The sequence below is a fragment of the Terriglobus sp. 2YAB30_2 genome, from assembly GCF_052114765.1.
Taxonomy (GTDB): Bacteria; Acidobacteriota; Terriglobia; order Terriglobales; family Acidobacteriaceae; genus Terriglobus.
In genome coordinates this window covers 113,019-133,073 of record NZ_JBFRFJ010000009.1, presented here as the reverse complement: position 1 = coordinate 133,073, position 20,055 = coordinate 113,019, and the positions used below count along the sequence as shown (strand labels likewise).

The 20,055-nt window shown below is 56.7% G+C and carries 14 protein-coding genes; 10 read left to right on the top strand and 4 right to left on the bottom strand.

Annotated elements, in window-relative coordinates:
* Nucleotides 1-148: 148 nt before the first annotated feature.
* On the bottom strand, nucleotides 149-2,017 hold the full coding sequence (locus AB4Y89_RS15055) for an alginate lyase family protein (RefSeq protein ID WP_442301755.1): 1,869 nt from the start codon (nucleotides 2,015-2,017) through the stop codon (nucleotides 149-151).
* Between the two features lie 593 nt (nucleotides 2,018-2,610).
* A complete protein-coding gene (locus AB4Y89_RS15050) occupies nucleotides 2,611-3,276 on the bottom strand; it encodes a Bax inhibitor-1/YccA family protein (protein ID WP_442301754.1) in 666 nt (221 codons plus the stop codon).
* 115 nt (nucleotides 3,277-3,391) lie between these two features.
* Here AB4Y89_RS15050 and AB4Y89_RS15045 point away from each other — a divergent pair, with 115 nt between their 5' ends.
* Nucleotides 3,392-4,576 carry a Gfo/Idh/MocA family protein gene (locus AB4Y89_RS15045; RefSeq protein ID WP_442301753.1) on the top strand — a complete coding sequence of 395 codons (1,185 nt, stop codon included), beginning with the start codon at nucleotides 3,392-3,394 and terminating at the stop codon, nucleotides 4,574-4,576.
* Nucleotides 4,577-4,594: 18 nt separating this feature from the next.
* Here AB4Y89_RS15045 and AB4Y89_RS15040 read toward each other — a convergent pair whose 3' ends face one another.
* Nucleotides 4,595-5,893 (bottom strand): winged helix-turn-helix domain-containing protein, encoded by a 1,299-nt coding sequence (locus AB4Y89_RS15040; protein WP_442301752.1) that lies wholly within the window; start codon nucleotides 5,891-5,893, stop codon nucleotides 4,595-4,597.
* A 305-nt stretch (nucleotides 5,894-6,198) separates the two neighbouring features.
* Between AB4Y89_RS15040 and AB4Y89_RS15035 the strand changes: the two genes are divergently transcribed.
* The 3 genes from AB4Y89_RS15035 to AB4Y89_RS15025 all read left to right on the top strand — a co-directional run bounded on the left by AB4Y89_RS15035 (nucleotide 6,199) and on the right by AB4Y89_RS15025 (nucleotide 12,435).
* Nucleotides 6,199-7,305, top strand: coding sequence for a hypothetical protein (locus tag AB4Y89_RS15035; RefSeq protein WP_442301751.1), 1,107 nt, complete (start codon nucleotides 6,199-6,201; stop codon nucleotides 7,303-7,305).
* Nucleotides 7,306-7,339: 34 nt separating this feature from the next.
* Entirely contained in the window at nucleotides 7,340-8,449 is a 1,110-nt protein-coding gene (locus tag AB4Y89_RS15030; RefSeq protein WP_442301750.1) for a glycosyl hydrolase 53 family protein, read from the top strand.
* A gap of 278 nt (nucleotides 8,450-8,727) precedes the next feature.
* Nucleotides 8,728-12,435 carry a carboxypeptidase regulatory-like domain-containing protein gene (locus AB4Y89_RS15025; protein WP_442301749.1) on the top strand — a complete coding sequence of 1,236 codons (3,708 nt, stop codon included), beginning with the start codon at nucleotides 8,728-8,730 and terminating at the stop codon, nucleotides 12,433-12,435.
* Between the two features lie 135 nt (nucleotides 12,436-12,570).
* Here AB4Y89_RS15025 and AB4Y89_RS15020 read toward each other — a convergent pair whose 3' ends face one another.
* A complete protein-coding gene (locus AB4Y89_RS15020; RefSeq protein ID WP_442301748.1) occupies nucleotides 12,571-13,614 on the bottom strand; it encodes a LacI family DNA-binding transcriptional regulator in 1,044 nt (347 codons plus the stop codon).
* A gap of 168 nt (nucleotides 13,615-13,782) precedes the next feature.
* Between AB4Y89_RS15020 and AB4Y89_RS15015 the strand changes: the two genes are divergently transcribed.
* From AB4Y89_RS15015 to AB4Y89_RS14990, 6 genes are all read left to right on the top strand, one after another.
* Entirely contained in the window at nucleotides 13,783-14,949 is a 1,167-nt protein-coding gene (locus AB4Y89_RS15015) for a Gfo/Idh/MocA family protein (RefSeq protein WP_442301747.1), read from the top strand.
* Complete coding sequence (locus AB4Y89_RS15010; RefSeq protein WP_442301746.1) at nucleotides 14,904-15,761, top strand: sugar phosphate isomerase/epimerase family protein; 858 nt, start codon at nucleotides 14,904-14,906, stop codon at nucleotides 15,759-15,761. The genes AB4Y89_RS15015 and AB4Y89_RS15010 overlap by 46 nt, the downstream gene beginning before the upstream one ends.
* 9 nt (nucleotides 15,762-15,770) lie before the next feature.
* On the top strand, nucleotides 15,771-17,138 hold the full coding sequence (locus tag AB4Y89_RS15005; protein WP_442301745.1) for a hypothetical protein: 1,368 nt from the start codon (nucleotides 15,771-15,773) through the stop codon (nucleotides 17,136-17,138).
* A gap of 2 nt (nucleotides 17,139-17,140) precedes the next feature.
* Nucleotides 17,141-17,914 carry a 3-ketoacyl-ACP reductase gene (locus tag AB4Y89_RS15000; RefSeq protein WP_442301744.1) on the top strand — a complete coding sequence of 258 codons (774 nt, stop codon included), beginning with the start codon at nucleotides 17,141-17,143 and terminating at the stop codon, nucleotides 17,912-17,914.
* 10 nt (nucleotides 17,915-17,924) lie between these two features.
* Entirely contained in the window at nucleotides 17,925-19,121 is a 1,197-nt protein-coding gene (locus AB4Y89_RS14995) for an MFS transporter (RefSeq protein ID WP_442301743.1), read from the top strand.
* Between the two features lie 65 nt (nucleotides 19,122-19,186).
* The gene (locus AB4Y89_RS14990; protein ID WP_442301742.1) at nucleotides 19,187-19,972 is read left to right on the top strand and encodes a ThuA domain-containing protein; all 786 of its coding nucleotides are present in this window, start codon (nucleotides 19,187-19,189) and stop codon (nucleotides 19,970-19,972) included.
* Nucleotides 19,973-20,055: the final 83 nt, after the last annotated feature.

Sequence of the window (20,055 nt, the reverse complement as noted above, 5' to 3'; positions counted from 1 at the left end):
GCAACTTGACCAGGATCGGCCGGAGAGTCGCCTACGACAGCCTTCTTTTCATTTTCAGTCAATTGTCCTTTCGCAAAAGGACCTGCGAGACTCGATAGCGCGATAACGAAGATGAGAGCGAGAGTTCCTGGTTTTTCCATGAGCATCTTCACGTGGTCCTTACAGGGGAAGCAGATTGCAATGATTCGTTCGACGAATCTTCGACGAGTTCAAATCGTAGAGCGGTGGAGACTTCGGTGACGCCCGAAGCTCCGATCAATCCCAACCGGCCGCGAAGCACCATCCGGCTTTCGCCGGCCTGTGCCCATGTGTGGCCATCGAGCGAATAAGCGGCAATTACGGAGGAATCTCTACGCGTCATACGAAGCCAGACGGGTTTCATCAGCCGTCCGTATTGGACGACAGGCGCGGGCAATTCCATCTGCGAGATGGATGTGATCTCCCCGGAGAAGTCCCGCATGGAGAATCGCAATACCCAGCCATGCCTTTCCAAATCACCCTGCGTCGGCCCTAGAAGCAAAACGGCGCAGGGTGCGTTTTGCTCAAACCCAGTGCGGTAAGTGAGTCCGACCGCGGCGGCTTGAGAGGCAACCTGGGGAATGAAACGGACCGAGAGCTGCGTCGCGGAAGCTGGTGCAGCCACAAACAGGCCTTCATCTTCGGGTTGCAGCAGACCTTTGCCTGCGGTGATCAGGGTGAAGACCTTGCCGTCGAACTGAGTATCCGCCGTACCTGATGAGGAGCCAAGAGGCTGGTTTCTCCATCCGGGAGGAAGCCCTGCTGTGATCGTCACAGGAAGCGGCGAAAAGGAATCACTCGCGGGCGCGGAGAAGCGGTAGGTATATAGTTGCCCCTCGTTGACGTGCGCGTCGGTGTAGTGCGTTGTACCGGAGGGAACAGGCCAGCGCATTCCGGCTCGTTGGAGAGTGAAGGACCTCTTTGTCCGAGGCGTGAGCCAGTCGAGCTGAATACCGTGAGTGGTGTGTTGGGCATGAAGCGAGATTGGAATGACGTCCGGAGGCGGTGAATCTGAGTCTCGTGCGGGGCGCGTATAGAGCAGGGTGCCAAACCCCGTATGGTCCGCTCCCTGGCTTGGTCCCTCCGGTCTTATCTGTTCCACTGCCTTGGCGAGATTTGGTGTGGGAAGCCCGCGAACCAGATGGTAGTGCGCAAAGATCTGTTCGTAGATCGGGCGCAGCATACTGGGTTCTGAGATGACCTTATGTCTGTATTTGCCGGTGCGGTCCAGGTCAGGCCGAAAATCCACTTGTCCGCCAAGATTGTAGGAGGCCGTGTACTCGAAGCCTCGCAGGAGCAGGTTGTCGTGCGCCCCATAGAGGTCCCATCCCTGGTTCCAGGCGATCTGGCAGGCATCGCCCATGTGCGCCAAACCCAGCTGCGTGTGTTGCTGGTCGCGACCGCTCTCCTGGCACTGGCCATTCTCATAGATATAGTGGGTGAGCCGGCCGTCACCATCGCCGTGAAGGTAATAGGAGGTTGCTCGCTCAAACAGGACCGGATCATCGCAAAAGACGGCGATCGCCAGCATAGTCTTGACGGCTGCGGTATCCCAGTTGCCGTTCGCGAACGGAGCAAAATCAAGGATGGCGGGAACGATGGCTCGCCGTAGCATCGCGGTACACGCTGCCGTGTCAGAGGGGCCCAACTCACCCAGCCAGCGGAGAATCTCAGCGGCATTCACAAATTTGAACGGACCGAGGCTGGCCATTAATACGGCATCTGCCCCGGAGACGCGTTGCAGCGAATTGGACCACCCGCGCACGATCTCGCCGGCCAATGCCGCGTAGGGGGACTCGCCGGTGATCGCGGCCATCAGGGCGCATTGATAGGCGGCGTTTGCATCGGAGTCGAACTCGGTAAAGTTGACCGATGGATTCCGCCCGATCTCGTCGCCAAAAGGATGCGGTTTGTAGCCGGCTTGGGAGGACGGATGCTCCCGAAGCTTCTCAAAGCCCTGAACCAGCGGCTCGACAGCGTTCCCGACACCGTGCCGCATCCGTTCAAAATCCGCGGCCGTATGAAGAATTCCAGGATGGACGAAGGTTTTGAAAGCGGGTTGCTTTGCGCTGCCGATTCGGGGGCCCAGGAAGGTTGTCGCTGCGCTGAGCAGGACTTGGTGGAACTCTCGCCGCGTCAATACTGGTACCTGCTATCTGGAGGGACAAGGAGAAGAGCTTCGTTCTGAATGACAGTCATCGTTTTCTTGGCCCGCACAGCGTTTGAGATCGCTTGGAAGCATCCTCGAGAATACATACGGGCAAAGTCTGAGGCGGAGAAGGTTGACCTGGCAACGTTCAGAACAGTTCAGTCTTACGATACGCGCATAAGTCTTTTGAATTGAATGTCCAGCTAGAGCGATCTGGGCGTATTCAGAGCACGTTACGGCCCAGCCCTCAAAGCGCATGAGCTGAATGCTCACCTTAAAGAGAGAAGCCTCTCTTAGCGAGAGGCCTCGTTTGCTTGAACGTCAAATACTAGAGCATTTTCCCTGTTGCTGGGTATCTCGGAAGGGGTGTGCAGAGGCGTTTTCATTGCGGAAAACGCCCCATAGATACAGAAGCCCTACCCTTCACCTACAGGGAAAATGCTCTAGTCACGGCTGCGGCGGCCGCCCATCAACTGCAGGACCGCCATGAAGATGTTGATGCCGTCGAGGTAGATGGAGAGCGCAAGTGAGACCGCGGAAGCTCCGTCGCCGCCGGCACGGATGCGTGCAAAGTCTGCGACCGTGAGCAGTGAGAAGACACCGAGGGTCAACCAGCTATAGGTATCCGGCGTCATGAAGTGGAAGAACATGCTCGCGATGCCGGCGATCACCAGAAGTAGCAGGGCGGCGAGGCCGATGCCGGCGACGCGGCGATAGTTGATATTGAAGAGATACGCAACGCAGCCCATCACCGCCATGCCGCAACCGGTGGTGCCGGCGGCATTGAAGACGATCGTCGAGCCGAAAGCGCGGATGTAGCGATGGATCAGCGGGCCGATCTCCCAGCCCATAAAGTAGGCCAGGCAAAGGAATAGGCCGAGCGCCAGCGCCGGATTCCCGCGGCGAGCAAAGTTAATGGCGAAGATCAATCCAAAGACGGCGATGAAGCCGATAAAGCTTCCGCCGGCCGGAGCCGTGGCCACGCCGAAGGCCGTGATCAGGAAGCCAAGCGCTGTAATGCCAAGCACTTTGGCCAGCAGCGCGGAGGCACTCTCGCGCGGGACATCGATGACGGTGGGGTAGCTATTGCTCAAACGGTAATCGTTCATGGGCATATTTTTCTATTCCAGTCTTATTGGACGCCTTTCCGGGGAATTTGTCATGTGGAGATGCCCTGCCGCCGGGATGATGGTAAAACGGTTGCGCAAGAGAAAAGGAGCATCCGTGGAGACTGGAATCAGCCGTCGCAATTTTCTTATCGCCGGGGGAATGACCGCTTTAAGCGCAACTCGCGTTCTGGGAGCGAACAAAACATTGCGGCTTGGGGTGATTGGAGCCGGTGGCCGTATGCGCGGCCTGCTCGATGCGGCTGAAAGAACCGGAGTCCCCTTCGAGATAGTGGCGGTTTGTGATGTGTATGCACCCCGGTGCGAAGAAGTAAAGCAGAGGTCAAGAGCTGCCGACGCCACCGTGCATCATGACTTTCACAGCCTGCTCGATGACAAGACCATCGACGCCGTCATCATTGCGACTCCTGACCACTGGCATGTCCGTATCGCAGAGGCTGCTCTCGCCGGCGGGAAGGATGTGTATCTTGAAAAGCCGGTGACACACACGCTGGAAGAAGGCGCTGTACTGGTGAAAGCTGTTCGCTCCTGCAAGCAGATCTTGCAGTGCGGTACCCAGCAGCGGAGTTGGTCGCATTTCCGCAACGCCGTCAGCCTGATTCAGGGAGGGGCTCTGGGCCGAGTCACTCAGGTGCGAACCTACTGGTGGCAGAACTACGACGTAAGTTGGGTTCCTAAACCGGTCGATATTGCCCAACTCGATTGGAAACAATGGCTCGGCGGAGCGAAGGATCAGCCATTTGACCTGGAGAAGTTCAGCCGCTGGCGCTGGTTCTGGGACTTTGGCGGCGGCGCGATGACCGATCTCTTTAGTCACTGGATTGATGTTGTCCATTGGGCCATGAAGGCCAATGAGCCATCCATGGCGACGATGCTTGGCGATAAGCACGTCTTCACCCAGTGGGACTGCCCCGATACCATCCAGGCAGCCTTTCGCTATCCCGGCTTCGATGTTGTCTATGAGGGCATGATGAGCTCGTCGATCGATGACGGCGGGCTCGAGTTCCGAGGAACGGAAGCCACCCTGAAGCTCAAGCGTTCCGGCATGAGCTTGTGGCGAGAGAGTGTGAAGTCGAATGAGAATCCCGTGCTGAAGGAAGACAGCTTTGTGGACGGCACGGTCACGCATATGCGTAACTTCTTCGATTGCATCGTGAGTCGCCAGGAGCCGAACGCACCCGTCGAGGCCGGTATCGCGGCCGCCAACGCCGGGCATATCGGCAATCTCGCGTACCGCAAAGGCGGTATGACGACCTGGCCGGTGAAGGGAAGCGGAAAATAGAGATTCGGCGTTGCTCGATTACCAGAAGTAGGAGGCTTCGACCTTCGGTGTCCCCGGATGACCGTCGATAATCTGGGTGCTGAGCACGACTTCAAAGTTCGTCTTGTTGCCGGCGGATCGCATCGCATCCAGCAGCGGCGCCAGGTGTTCTGATTTGGTAAGAAACTCGCCTGCAGCGATGGTTCCGCCTCGTCCGATTCCGGCGACAATGACGGCTGGTCTTCCCGTCATGCCGTCAGTGAACCGCGCGGCGATGGCGTAATCTTTGTAGTTATTCGTCTCGAGCTGTTGGGTGCGATCGATGGTCCATGGTCTTGCGGATGGGGTGGCGCTGTCGACGATCTGGAACTGCGTCATTTGAGCATCGTTTGCAAAGTGGTATCGCAAGGGCTTCGTCAGCCGGAGTGTCCACGCATTGTCGAATGCGCCGACATAGATTCCCGGTCCGCTCCGAAGTTCACTTAGATTTGTGGCCTCATGGCCTTTTAGAATGTAGTTCTTCCCCTGGGCTTGAACGGCTGAGGCGACGCGCACAATCGCATCGAGATCGTCGATCACGACCGTCGAGAGCGTGTCATTCAGAACCACCTGGCGGCTGGGATCAGCAGCATCTCTCAGCGTAATAAAGGTGTATTTGTTCTGATCTGCGACGCAGAGGATGGCGCTCTCCGGCGTGTTGAGAACAGAACTCCAGAAACGCTGCACAGCCGATGCCCGTAAAGGGCGTGATAAGAAAAATCCGATGGCAAATCCCATAACAATGGTCGCTACAAGAACAGCCCAGAAACGCCGCGGAATCGAAGCCACGGAGGCATTTTTTCCCTCCCGTTCGGAGGCGGGGGAAGGGAGCATCTCCTCATCCGCTGCTTCGGGGAAGGGAGGCGCAGAGACTTCTTCGAGAACAGCGATCGATCCTTTTCCGTTGGGAAAAGGAAGAGCTGCTTCAGCGAGGGGCGAGCGACCTCCGTTCTGATGGGGAGGGATGAGGGGCGCCGGATTCATATCCATATTAACGGAGGCGATCAGGCGATATCCCGCCTTGGGGATGGTCTGGATAATCTGCGGGGAGCGGGCATCGTCTCCGAAGACGTAACGAATCTCGGAGATGCAACGGATCAGCGCGTCATCACCGACAAAAGTGTCGCGCCAGACGGCTTCAATCAGCTTGTCTTTCGAGCAGACTTTATCGCGATTGAAGGCAAGATACACCAGGACTTGCATCACCTTAGGTTCGAGGTGCCAGCTCTGGCCTTCCTTCTCGATGGTGTTGATCTGCGGCTGGACAAGCCAGTCATTGATGAAGAAATCGCCATCCACTATTGAGACCCTGTTTTCAGCGTCTACCGTACCGGCAACGTTATAGGACGGGGGAAGCCTGGGGCCGGAGACAGCGGAAGTGTACCAAAACTCTGCCGCCAGCCGGCAATTGCCTGAGGTTTTCCTGCTGAAGAGAAACCTCGGAGAAATATCGGCGCTCCGTCACGCGTTCGTGAGAGATGGATTGCTAGCTTTTTTCTGCTACGAGGAGCTTGATGGAACAGTCCTCGACGTCATAGCAGAACTTATTCAGCCTCACATCCCCCTCAGGGGCAATGCAAGCTAACCCTTCAAAAGGAGTACCTATGGCAGGCCTCAAACGCATCATGACCGTACTTCTCTGCTTCAGCTTGATCGAGATCACCATGCCTGTTCACGCGATGGCTGCTGTTCCTTCGTGGGGAGTCAACGGCCCCAACAGCAGGTCCATCAGTATCAATACGGTGTTCCAACTCCTGCAGGCGAGAGGGGTCAAAGATTACCGGTTTAATGTGAATATCACCACGGACACTGAATCCACCCTGGCTCCGATGGTGCACGATATGGTGACGGCGGCCAGTCAATACGGCATCACCCTTAAGCCGATCATTTTCACTGCCTTTCAATATGGAGACCCAACCGACGCCGGCAAGTATCCAGCCGGGGACGCCGCTGCCCTCTACGCGCAGGGATACAACCGCACGTACGGCTTTGTGAGTCAGTTCCGGAACGATATTCAGGAATGGGAGATGGGCAACGAGATCAACCTGAAGGTTACGGATTCGAGCGGTAACCGTTTGTTTGGCAAGGGATGGACCGCCGCCGAATTCGATACACCTCTCATGAATCAATGGGCGTCTGTTCTGAAAGGCATCTCCGATGCGATCGGCCAGATTAATCTCGAAAACGGTACGAGCCTTCGGCGAACCCTGAATACGACATCGACCATGTTCGGTTTTCTGGACTTTATGGCCTCGAAGGGTGTTGCCTTCGATGTGATCTCGTATCACTACTACGAAACGTACGGAACGAATCCTCATAATTACTGGGGAGGGGTGCGGCCGAACTTCGATCTGTTCCAGCAGCTCGCCACCTACAACCGGCCGGTGGTCTTCAACGAGGTGAATTGCGCCGAAATCTATCATTCTGACTTTGAAAACCAGGCGGGGCAGCCGGTAACGGAGAACTGCTTCAAAAGCCTGGATGTCATCCTGAATTACATGAATACGCAGACCAGCGCAAACATCGAAAGCGTCGGCATCTATGAGCTTCTTGACGAACCGGCCAAAGCTCCTCCCGAGAACCGGTTCGGCCTGCTCTATGACCTCAATACTCCGAAGATTTCGTTGTACATCCTCACCTACTTCGCGGGTGGAACGCTTACATCTGCCGAACGGCAGGAGCTCATCAATCGGGGTTTCATCTCGAATTGACAACTAATCCTGAAGGGGGTGAGCGGTGTATGGAATGAAAGCGAAGAAAATAACCCGTGCGGCCGGACTCGCCCTCCTTCTTACTCTGTTATCGGCTCCAGGCACGAACGCAGTTGCACAGGTCATGGCGTGGGGCGTCGATGGCCCCACGTCCAGGAAGGCGGATGTAAGGCCTATCTTCGCTTTGCTTCAAGCCAGGGGCATCACCCAATATCGCATCAATGCCTACCTTGCCGATGGGACGGATGGCTTCCAGGTGCAGACCTATCGCGAGATGATTCAGCTTGCGAAGGAGTACCACATCAGTCTCAAGCCGATCCTCTTCACTCCCTTCCAAGAGGGGGATCGTACTGACCACGGCAAGTATCCGAAAGGGGATGCCGCGGCTCTCTACACATCGGCCTATAACCGGACCTACAAGTTCGTCTCCGAGTTCAGAAACGATCTGCCTGACTGGGAGCTGGGGAATGAGGTCAATCTCCAGATCAAGGATGCTGACGGGAAACGCCTCTTCGGCAAGGGGCAGACGGCTGCCGAGTTCGATACGCCCGTCATGAACGACTGGGCAGCAGTACTGCGCGGTATGTCCGATGCCATCGAAAAAGTGAATACCGAATACGGCCTCCATCTTCGCCGCGCGCTCAATACGACATCCACCATGTTCGGCTTTCTGGACTTCATGGCGTCAAGGGGGGTGAAGTTTGAGATCATCTCATACCACTACTATGCGCACCTTCGGGTTAATCCTCACCATTTCTTCGGCCATCGGGACGAGGGTGGATTCGACCTCTTCAAGAAGCTGGCCTCCTATAAGAAGGCCGTTGTCGTGAATGAATTGAACTGCGCCGAGATCTACGACAGCGATTACGAGAACGAAGCCGGGAAGCCAAAGACGGAGACCGGTTTCAAAAGCCTCTACACCACATTGAAGTATTTTGTGGAGCAGACGGATCTGAAGATCGAAGCTCTCGACATCTATGAGCTTCTCGACGAACCCGCGAAGGCGCCTCCGGAGAACCATTTCGGACTGATGTACGACCTCGGTCGTCCGAAGGTGCCGTTCTTCTTGCTCACCCAGTTTGCTGGTGGGACTCTCTCGGCCGACGAAAGGAAGCTGCTGATGGATCGGGGTCTACTCCCTTAGTCTCTCCACCTTCCTGTTAGAGATTCCTATAAGTGGCTGAAAAATGGCTAGATGCGGCATCGGGAAAACATCGGCGAGCATCGGCAAAGTATCAGCTTCTACCCCGGACACCTCTCTACATCCCTCGCTATTGTTGCCGTCGCTTTAAAGGTGTCCCGCAAAGCTGAGCTGAAATAAGGAACGCCTGGATAACGGAACGAATCTTTGGAGGGGCAGAGATGAGGGAAATCGATCCAGCACGCAGAATTTCAAGGGCGACTTGTGTAAGAACGGCGCTATTGCTTCTTTGGGGTCTCGTAGCCATCTTCGGAGGAAAATGGGCTTGGGCGCAGGCGAGCAGCGGAACCATCACGGGGCTAGTCACGGATCCTAAAGGCGACGTTATCCCGGGCGCTCAGATCACGGTTACCTCGTCAGGCGGCAACTTCACCACCCAGACGAAAACCAGCAATGAGGGTGTGTATGAGGTGCCCGCTGTACCTCCCGGTTCTTACCTCCTGAAGATTCACTCGCCGGGTTTCAATACAAAAAACGTCTCAGGGATCAATGTGAGCGTGGGAGGCATCACCCAGGTCGATGCAAAGCTGGACCTGGGAACGACGACGGAGGTGGTCACCGTCACCGCCGAAGGCGAGCTCCTGAATACCTCCTCGGCAGCCCTCCAAACTACGATCGAGAAAGAGGTGCTGACGGATCTTCCTTTTCCGGAGCGAAATGTCCTCGCTGCTGTTCTGTTTGCTCCTGGCGTAACCGGCGATCCGCAGACGAATGACGGAGTGGGTTCGGAGCTCCCGAACGCTTATAACGGTCCCATTGCTCCCGGAGCAGGTCTCACTATTGGTGGTAGCCGCCAGGGGATGAATCCTCAGCTTGTCGATGGCTCTGACCTCACGCTTGCCGGCTTCCCACGCACAGGTGTGACGTTTTCGGGAGATGCGATCCAGTCGGTCTCTGTGCAAAGCATCGGTCTTCCGGCACAGTATGGGCGATCCGGTGGAGGCGTAATCAACCAGGGCTCCCGGGCCGGTACCTCGAAGTATCATGGCGCGTTGCGTTGGCGTCATCGCGACCCTGCCTTTATGATCCCGAATCGTGGATCCGGCGGAGCGCCTCCGAATGAGCATCTGAATCTGTTCACCGTTGCGGTCGGTGGACCGGTTCCGCTGCCATTCCACAAGAACAAAACCTTCTTCTTCTTTGCCTACGAGCCGCTACGGAATACGAGCGCCACGTACACCCGCAAGCGGTTCCTGACGCCGGATGAGACTGCAGGTCGCTTCAACGACAGCTTCGATCTGCTCGATCAGACAGTTCTTCGCAACCAGGGATATGCCGCAGCGGTGAACGCTCCGCGAACCGGCGCCGTGGTCTATCAGTTTGCACGGAACGCGCAGGGCTTTCCTGTAGGCAATCGTCTTCCTGTGGCTCAGTACCAGCGGGCTGCGAATAACGATATCTCACAGCAGGCGGCTGCGAACCCAATTACGAAGTTTTTGCTGGCATCGCAGCCAACGCCGGATCAACCGACCTCATATGCCCGCTTCTTCTATCCGGACGGGCATTACGACCCTGACGGTATGAATGGTTACGGCGTGCGCGGTGTGACGACGAATGATGACCGCTACTCCCTTCGCATCGATGAGAACCTCACAGCGAAAGACCGCATCTTTGTCCGCTATACCAATGTGCCGGTCTCGGGCATTCGCTACGACTATAACGGACCTTCGACGCCGGTCCTCAATCAGCCCTCTGAGTCGGTGAATGGATGGAATATCTCGGCGAACTACGTACGTACCGTGAAGCCAACGATGGTGAATGAGTTTCGCGCCACCTATCTGCGCTCCGACGATTCGCTTACCCCAGCGCCGGCGTCGCTCACCAAGGATTTCAACACGGGGCTTGGACTACCGCCTTCCATCAGAGGCGCAGGGCTGGCGGGCTTCATCTTCAGCAATAGTCTTACGACGCTGGGACAGAGCGTTGGATTCGGAAAGATTCTCAATGAGACCTATGGCTTCGGTGACGACTATTCGATGCTGATGGGGCGTCACTCCATCAAGTTCGGTGTGGACTATCGGGCGCTGCAGCTAAATCGGTACGACGAAACCAATCTTTATGGTGGCAGCTTTACCTGCAATACAGGGCTGACGAACGGAGCCGGGTTTACCGGTTCGTCCTGCGTAGCGGGATACATGCTGGGGCTCTTCAATACATTTACGGTGAATACGCCGCATGCCTATTACTACCGCTGGAAGTATGGCGCTGCTTATGTTCAGGATGACTGGCGTATTCTGCCCAGGCTTACGATCAATGTCGGGCTGCGCTACAACCTCGAAACACCGCGCATGGAGAAGTTCAATTACCAGGGAAGTTTTATTTCCAATGGAACTGGAACATTGAATGGCGTGGCCACTATGGGCGGTTTTGCCTTCTCCGGAACCAACGGCTTGCCCACGACTCTGTGGCCGATCAATTACAAAGGCTTCGAACCGCGTCTCGGCCTGGCCTATCAACCGGCGCACTTTATGACGATGCGCGCCTCCTATGCCATGATGCATACGCCGCTTACAGGACTTGGCAACAATATCGTTCCTAACCTCACGAGCGGTGCTGCCACGACTGGGACCAACGGAGTAGGCGGTGTTGGTTCGGGCTGGGTCAATCTCATCACCAATCCCATTGCCAATGGCGCTCCGCCGGCGGCTCCTGTCGTGAGTAATACGTTGCTTGAGTCGTGGAATGGGACAAGCTATCTGCCAGCTGTGAATCAGTCCAGTGCCGTTCCTTATGTACAGCTCTGGTCGGCATCGTTGCAGTTTCAACTGGGGAAGGGAACTCTAGTAGAGGCGGACTACGTCGGGCAAAAGGGGACGCATCTCTACTCGACTCCCGTTCCTGTGAATGTCCCGAGCATTAACGCAATTACAGCTGCAATCAAAAGCCGGACGAATCTCATTACCGCCGGCAAAGACCAGTACGGCAACACCTCGACTGCGTTACAACGAATGAAGCCTTACCCTCAGTTCTTTCAGAACTCGATTTACACGGCATACGACCGAAATGCCGGATCGAACTATAACGCACTCTATCTTTCCGGTCGCCAGCAGATGAAATTCGGTCTCAGTCTCTTTGCCAGCTTCTCCTGGTCGAAATCACTGGACGATGCCTCCAGCGGCCAGGGCGGCCCGGGGGATACACAGATTGATGCTTACGGATACCTCTATCCGCGGGGCTACACCACCACGGGAGATTACTCGCTCTCGGCTTTCGATGTGCCGGTGCATCTCTCTATCGGTGAAGTTTGGAATCTCCCTTTCGGGAAAGGGAAGACATTCTTTAGCAACTCTTCCCGCTGGCTGGATGCGGCGATTGGTGGATGGAATCTCTCAACCACCACTTCGATGCAGTCCGGATACCCTTTGTCGATCGTTGCCGGCGTCAATGGCAGAAGCGCCGGGTTTTTCTGCTCCACCTCTCGGCCTTTTGTTCCGGGCGCTTCCAACAATGCCACGCCATGCGATTATGGCAACGCTCTCACCGATGTCTCACTGCGCCCTAACCGTGTTCCTGGGGTACCACTCATCAAGCCGGATTGGAAACGGGATCCTCTCGGAACCACGATTGGCGGAGGCGTCCTGAATCCGAACGCGTTCTCTATGCCGGGATCGTTAGATAATCCGGCGCTAGGAAACATTCCCCGCACCATGGGAGATGCGCGGAATCCCCGCAGCATTATCTCCAATGCCACGCTTAGGAAGCGGTTCGACCTCTCTGAATCGCGTGTGAAGCTTGAGCTCTGGACAGATGTGATCAACATCATGAATCACACCAACTACTACCTTCTGAATAACAGTCCGGCTATCCACGGAGCGTTCTCTACGATTCGATCCGATGGAACATTCGCACAGAACGCTTCCTTCGGCCTGGCGAATGCGCAGGCTCCGGGAATGCGGCAGTTCAATCTAGGGATAGCTCTTACGTTCTGATGAGGCACTCGAGCGTTTTTCCTGTGGGTGTAGAGTAGGAATTCCGTATCTATGGGCGTTTTCCGCAATGAAAACGCCGCTGCACTCCCCTTCCGGGCTACGCAGCAACAGGAAAATGCTCTAAAGACGATGCCTTCACATCGAGGGTATCGTCTTTATTTCGCCTTTTCGTTTGCATCCGCAAGATTCCCGAATGACAAGCGAGGCCGGGATCTTGATACGGGCACGAGATGGCTTTGTCTTCTGTTCGATCTGCTCCAACAGCCGGAGAGCCGCCTGCTCGGCCATGGCTTCGATTGGCTGTTGTACCGCACTCAGGCGCGGGCGGATGGCCCGCGAGAGCGGGATATCGCCATACGAGAAAAATGCCAGGTCGCGCGGTATGGAGATACGCAACTCTTCGAAGGCCTCCAGAAAGAGTACCGAGCTATCTCCGTTAAGTGGAAAGAGCGCTTCGATAGGGCGCTTACCGGCTCTCAGCGTCTTGCAGATCTGTATCGCAGAGGCAGCATCGTCGCAGCGAATGTAGGGAAGGGCCGGCAGGCCGGCAGCGTGCATGGCATCCTGATAACCGAGGATGCGCTCCTGGATTGGTCTGATCCGGGCATCGATTCCGGCGATCGCAATCCGCTTGTACCCATGTTGCAGCAGGTGTGAGACCGCTTCGCGGGCAGCTGCCCGATCGTCGACGGTGACAAAGTCTACACCGGCGCCTCGCAAAGGCCGGTCGATCGCAACCGTCGGAATCCCTCCCATCTTCTCCAGCGGAATCGTGCTGCCTGGCGAGGATGCGAGAAGCAGGCCATCGACATGATGATCGTGCATCCGCTCAATCAGTTCCAGGTCGCTGCTGGGATCGTCGTTGGTTGCAGCAATCCACACAAGATAGCCTCGCGCGTGAGCCGCCTGTTGCACGCAATGTGCGATCAGTGAGAAGAATGGATTGGCAAGGTTGGGAAGGATCAGCCCGATCACCTTGGATGGTTGGCCCATCAGCACGCGTGCGGCATAGTTCGGCCGATACCCAAGGCGATCGATCGCAGCCTTCACCTTACGTGCGGTGGCCGCTGAAATATTCGGATTGCCATGCAGATAGCGTGACACCGTCATGGTGGCAACACCTGCTGCTTTGGCGACGTCGGCGAGGGTCACGCGACCCATGGGGCGAGAGACAGACACAGAGCCTCCATCATAGCCGCCGACCGGGGAAGATGGGCATCTTTTTATGAGTCCAACGTTGACAAGCCGGAGAAGCGGTAACTAGATTGTTAGCGCTCCCAATAAGGGAGAATTGTGCGCGCGGTGCGTCTACACCTGGATGCGTTAGCTGACTCAATGAGGGGGACGATGGCGGAACGAATTGGAATCATCATGAACGGTGTGACTGGGCGTATGGGGTTGAACCAGCACCTGGTTCGGTCGATTCTCCAGCTCCGTGCTGAGGGCGGAGTTCTGCTCTCTGACGGCAGACGGCTTATGCCAGATCCGATTCTCGTGGGGCGCAACCCGCAGAAGCTAGAAGCGATCAGCAGGCAGCACGGCGGTCTCCGCTGGAGCACGGATCTTGATGCCTGCCTGGCGAATCCGGAGGACACGATCTACTTCGACTCCGGTCTGACAGGAATGCGCGAGGTGAGCGTCATGCGCGCCATTGAGCACGGAAAACATGTCTACTGTGAAAAGCCGTTATCGACGACCGCTGACAGCGCCGCACGTCTTGCCGCGGCTGCCGATGCCGCCGGTGTCCGTCATGGCGTTGTGCAGGATAAGCTCTTCCTTCCCGGCATCCGGAAGCTACGCCGCCTGGTGAACTCGGGCTATTTCGGCCGCATCCTGTCTATCCGAGGAGAGTTTGGTTATTGGGTCTTCGAGGGTGATTGGGGGCTTCCGGCACAGCGGCCTTCCTGGAACTACCGCAAGGAAGAGGATGGAGGCATCATCCTCGATATGTTTGCGCACTGGCGATACGTATTGGACCATACCTTTGCGCCGGTAGAAGCGGTCTCCTGCCTAGGCGCAACACATATTCCCACGCGTGTGGATGAGGCGGGGAAGACCTACGGTTGCACTGCGGATGACGCCGCCTACGGGACCTTTCTTTTGAAGGGGGGTATCATCGCGCAGTTCAACTCTTCATGGACAACCCGCGTCTATCGGGACGAACTGCTCACCATGCAGGTCGACGGCACTGAAGCCAGCGCGATTGCCGGTCTGCGCGAATGCCGCGTACAGCATCGTGTGAATACGCCGCGTCCGGTATGGAATCCTGATATCGCCAATCCCATTCCCTTCCGCGACAGTTGGACGGACGTGCCCGACAATATGGAGTTCGGCAACGCTTTCAAAGTGCAGTGGGAGATCTATCTAAAAGCCGTTGCCGAAGGTAAGCCTTTTCCGCATGATTTCTGGGATGGAGCTCGCGGCGTCCAACTGGCGGAACTGGCGTTACAGTCATGGGAAGAGGGACGGTGGATGCAGGTGCCGCCGATCGTTCCCGTAAAGGCGGTGTGCTAGTGGCACAGCTCTCGCGATTGTCGCTGAACCAGATCACGACTCCCGCGTGGAGCGTTGGTGAAGCGGCGGAGGCCTGCGTGCGGCATAGCGTTCCCTGCATTTCTCTGTGGCGGCATAAGATCAGCGCGTTTGGGCTGAAGCAAAGCGTGCAGGCCGTTCGAGATGCCGGGCTTCATGTATCGAGTGTTTGCCGTGGCGGCATGTTTCCTGCCCCCGATGCAATCGAGCGCCGCGCAAAGATCGACGATAACTTCCGCGCCATTGATGAAGCTGCCGCGCTCAATGCTGATGTCCTGGTCTTCGTTGTAGGTGGTGCAGTTCCAGTAGGTATCGCTGCGGCAAGAGAGATGGTTCGAGATGGTATCGCCGCGCTTGTTCCGTATGCGGAGCAGGCGGGTGTAAAGCTCGGGCTGGAGCCATTGCATCCCATGTTTGCGGGTGACCGTTCTGTACTGACCACCGTAGATGAGGCGCTGGAACTGGCGGCTCCGTATGCCGAAGATCGTGTCGGCGTGGTGCTCGATGTCTTTCACATCTGGTGGCACCCCAATGTACTGCAGCAGATTGCCGCAGCTTCCCGCAGGACTATGGGTTTTCACGTTTCGGACTGGCCTGTGCCGTTACCGGATAACCTGCTGGGACGATGCATGATGGGCGACGGCATCATTGATCTCCGCACGCTGCGTGCCGCGGTTGAAGCCGCTGGCTACAGCGGACCGATCGAGGTCGAGATCTTCAATCAGGCGATCTGGGATGAAGATCCGGATGCCGTTCTGACAAGGACAAAACAGCGATTTCTGGAGTTGGTGTAGAGGCACAACATGCAGATCCACTCATCCATTCGCGCGACAGACCTTAAGGCAAAGGCTCTCACCACGGCAGAGCTTGCGGCCAACAAGACACAGGCGCTGCTGCGCCGCTGGAAGAGCGAGGATGGTGCGCCTGTTATTACCGTCAATGGGAAGTACACCTCGCGCAGTTGGACAAACTGGACACACGGATTTCTCTTTGGAAATGCATTGCTCGCTTTCGAGATCGGTGGAGACGCGCGTCTCGTCGACCTAGCCCGCGAGCACATCCGGCGTGAGATGCCGGTTCATCTCACTCACACTGGTGTGCATGATCACGGTTTCAACTGCGTCTCTACCTACGGAAACCTTCGCCGCCTGATACGCTCCGGCCGCATTGCCGATGACGGTGGTGATCTTGCGGCTTGCGAGATTGCGTTGAAGGTCAGCGGTGCAGTGCAGGCGAGCCGTTGGACGCAGCTTTCGAATGATACCGGCTACATCTATTCCTTCAACGGAAGTCATTCACTCTTTGTCGATACGTTCCGTACATTGCGCATTTGCGGACTCTCTCATGTGCTCGGTCACTTGCTGTCAGGGGAACAGGACAGGCGCATCGATCTCCTCGATCGCATGATGACGCACGCCCGGACATCGGCTCGCTACAACATCTATTACGGCGAACAGCGCGATTCCTATGACCTTTCCGAAGATCGCGGCCGGACGGTGCACGAAGCGATCTTCAATCCGGCCAGCGGGGCATTTCGGTGTCCTTCGACGCAGCAGGGATATTCTCCGTTCACAACATGGACGCGCGGCCTCGCCTGGGCCGTGCTTGGGACTACGGAGCAGGTTGAGTTTCTGGAATCGTTGCCTGAAGACCAGCGGAGGAATCACGGCGCTTATCAGGAAACGCTCGATGCGCTCTACAAGGCGGCGCACGCTACCTGCGACTTCTACATAGGCTGTGCTACGGCGCGTAACGGAATCTGCTATTGGGACACCGGTGCTCCCGGACTTGCGTCCTTTCTTGAGTGGAGGGACCGCGACGCCGAGCCGCAAAACCGGTTTGAGCCGGTTGATGCCTCGGCGAGTGCTATCGCCGCACAGGGCCTGTTGCGCCTTGGTCATCTTCTTGGAGATCCAGGAATCCATTACACCTCTGCCGGACTGACCGTTGCTCAGACGCTTTTTGAGCCGCGCTATCTTTCCAACGCCGCGGAACATGAAGGATTACTGCTGCATACCATCTATCACCGGCCCAATGGCTGGGATCATGTACCCGTGCCTGGGTTGGCTCCGCATGGGGAGTCCAGTATGTGGGGAGACTATCACCTGCTGGAGCTGGCCCTTCTGATTACACGCATTGCTGACGGAAGCTACTACACCTTCTTCGAGTAACCATGACGACACGGAACGTTGCACTCATCACCGGGGGAACACGGGGTATCGGCGCAGGCATCGCGGAGCGCCTCGCCATCGATGGCTTTGATCTGATGCTGGCAGGCCTTCGGAGTGAGGAAGAGGTTGACTCATTCCTGACAGCGCTGGAGCAGCGGGGTGCAACCGTGCGCTATCTTCGCGCGGATGTCTCGTCCCGCGATGATCGCGAGGCGCTGCTTCAAGCCACACAAGAGGCATTTGGCCGTCTGGATGTTCTGGTGAATAACGCGGGCATGGCGCCGCGCCGCCGTGCCGATATCCTCGAAGCCGATGAGGCAAGCTTTGAGGAGCTGATCCGCACCAATCTGCAGGGCCCATACTTTCTTACGCAATCCGCCGCGCAATGGATGATCCGCCAGCAGGCTGTGAGCAGACGACACCGCGCCATCATCCATGTGGGTTCTGTCTCAGCGGAGGTTGCCAGCGTCAACCGCGGTGACTACTGCATCTCGAAGGCCGGCATTGCGATGGCGAGCCATCTGTGGGCTGTTCGCCTTGCTGAGCATGGCATCTCAGTCTACGAGGTCCGGCCCGGCATTATCGCTACCGATATGACCAGTGCCGTAAAAGAGAAATACGACCGTCTCATCCAGGAAGGCCTGCTGCTTGAGGCGCGGTGGGGAACTCCGGAAGACATCGGACGAGCTGTGAGTGTGCTGGCCCGCGGCGAGATCCCCTATGCAACTGGGTCTGTGCTGCATCTTGATGGTGGATTGACTGTACCGCGGTTATAGGAGCGTGTGGATGATCGCAACAGGAAACAGGCGGTGGGGTTTTGCAGTGGCCAGCGGCATCCTTGGCTGGGTGCTCGATGCGTATGACTTCTTCATCCTCGTCTTCGTCATGGATTCGCTTGCAGCACACTTCGGTGTCAGCAAAGGATCGATCGTAGCCACCATTACTGCAACGCTGGTCATGCGGCCTGTGGGCGCGTTTCTCTTCGGCTACTGTGCCGATCGTTGGGGACGTCGCATTCCGCTCCTCTGCTGCGTGCTTTATTTCTCCCTCATTACGGCGCTGACCCCGTTGGCTCCAAGCTCTTCAGTCTTCCTCGTGTTGCGCGCGCTCTATGGCATCGGCATGGGAGGTTACTGGGGCGTCGGTGCGGCGCTGGTGATGGAGAGCTGTCCCGTATCATTGCGCGGTCTCTTCTCTGGAATTCTGCAGGCGGGCTACTCACTGGGATACCTTCTGGCGGCAGCGATGGCGCGTACACTCGCTCCTGCTGTTGGATGGCAGTGGCTCTTCTGGAGCGGACTCTGCCTGGCGGTGTGGATCGTCGTGCTGATTCTGTTCTCTCCCGATACTTATCGGCAGGCAGCCACGGAAGCTCGTCCGAATCTCCTGCGTACGATCGGCGCTCATTGGGGCAACTTCGTCCTGCTGACGGTTCTGATGATGCTGATCACCTGTCTCTCTCACGGAACGCAGGACCTCTATCCCGACTTCCTCCGCGTGGTGCACGGATTCAGCCTGCGATCCGCAGCCAATATGGCGATCTTCTATAACGTGGGTGCTGTTCTGGGGGCCGTTGTCTTTGGCCGTATCTCGGATTGGCTAGGCCGGCGCAACAGCATCTATATGGCATTGCTGATCTGCCTGTTGGCCGTACCCGCATGGGCATTTGGAGGGTCGGTCGCATGGCTCGCCGCAGGCGCGTTTCTTATGCAGTTTGGTGTGCAGGGAGCCTTCGGCGTGATTCCGGCTCATCTCAATGAGCTTGCTCCGGAAGGCGCACGCGGCCTCTTTCCCGGACTTGTCTACCAGTTTGGTGTTCTGCTCGGAGCTCCATGCGTGATGGTGGAGTATGGGCTCCGCGACTCATTGGGATATGCAAGAGCGCTGGCGGTCTTTGAGCTTATTACCTTTGCACTGCTTGCGGCCGCGCTTGCTGTCCGTAAAGAACAACGAGGCAGAGAACTCATGCGTGCGAATGCGTAGAGTGCCTCCGTTAGCGCGTACGGTATTTGAGCTGTAGACTTTGCGATGAATGTTGGAGTGTTGCGATGGAGAAACAAAAGAAAATCCGCTTCTATCTGTCGGCGGTTGCCCTCGTTGCCGCGTCGTTGATATCCAGTGCAGCGAACGCCCAGAATACCCGGCCCGGGATGTTGATCTATACCCGTAACGGCAAGGGGTATGTTCATGAAAATATCGCCTCAAGTGTCGCCGCCGTTAAGAAGCTTGGCGCCGAGGCAGGGTTTGAGGTCGATGTCACCGACGATCCGGAGTATTTTGAGCCATCACGTCTCAGCCGTTACGCTGTTTTAGTCTTCGCCAATACCAACAACGAAGCCTTCCTCACGGACAAGCAGCGTGACGCCTTCAAAGACTACATTGAACACGGCGGCGGATTTGTCGGCCTTCACTCAGCTTCCGGCTCGGAACGTTCGTGGCCATACTTTGCTTCCGTCCTCGGAGGAAGATTTGTTGAGCATCCCCCGCAGCAGGTGTTGACGGTGGAGGTGTTGGATCACACCAGTCCCTTCACCAAAGAGCTGCCTGCCAAGCTACAGCACAAGGACGAGTGCTACTTCTTTACGCTGATGAATCCCGATATCCATCCTCTGCTTGGCGTGCGACGCTCGACGCTCATCAACACGGAGAAGATGAAGCTGGATCTGAATAGCTATCCGGAGATGTTGCCGGTCGCCTGGTATCACACCTTCGATGGAGGACGTGAGTTCTACTTGGCACTTGGGCATAACAAGGAAGACTATGAGGATCCGATGATCCTTAATCTCATCCGGCGCGGGATTATGTGGGCTAGCGGAGTACAGGAAATGCATTGAACGGTCCCGCGCAGAGCGGACGGAAGATAGGATTCCGATCCACATCCAACGATCAGTAGGCTAATAAGAAAGGCCCGGCATAA

Coding starts and splice junctions, on each gene's coding strand:
- AB4Y89_RS15005 (WP_442301745.1), top strand. CDS start 15,771: ATGCAGATCCACTCATCCATTCGCGCGACAGACCTTAAGGCAAAGGCT.
- AB4Y89_RS15035 (WP_442301751.1), top strand. CDS start 6,199: ATGGCAGGCCTCAAACGCATCATGACCGTACTTCTCTGCTTCAGCTTG.
- AB4Y89_RS14995 (WP_442301743.1), top strand. CDS start 17,925: ATGATCGCAACAGGAAACAGGCGGTGGGGTTTTGCAGTGGCCAGCGGC.
- AB4Y89_RS14990 (WP_442301742.1), top strand. CDS start 19,187: ATGGAGAAACAAAAGAAAATCCGCTTCTATCTGTCGGCGGTTGCCCTC.
- AB4Y89_RS15030 (WP_442301750.1), top strand. CDS start 7,340: ATGAAAGCGAAGAAAATAACCCGTGCGGCCGGACTCGCCCTCCTTCTT.
- AB4Y89_RS15055 (WP_442301755.1), bottom strand. CDS start 2,017: ATGCGGCACGGTGTCGGGAACGCTGTCGAGCCGCTGGTTCAGGGCTTT.
- AB4Y89_RS15000 (WP_442301744.1), top strand. CDS start 17,141: ATGACGACACGGAACGTTGCACTCATCACCGGGGGAACACGGGGTATC.
- AB4Y89_RS15050 (WP_442301754.1), bottom strand. CDS start 3,276: ATGAACGATTACCGTTTGAGCAATAGCTACCCCACCGTCATCGATGTC.
- AB4Y89_RS15015 (WP_442301747.1), top strand. CDS start 13,783: ATGGCGGAACGAATTGGAATCATCATGAACGGTGTGACTGGGCGTATG.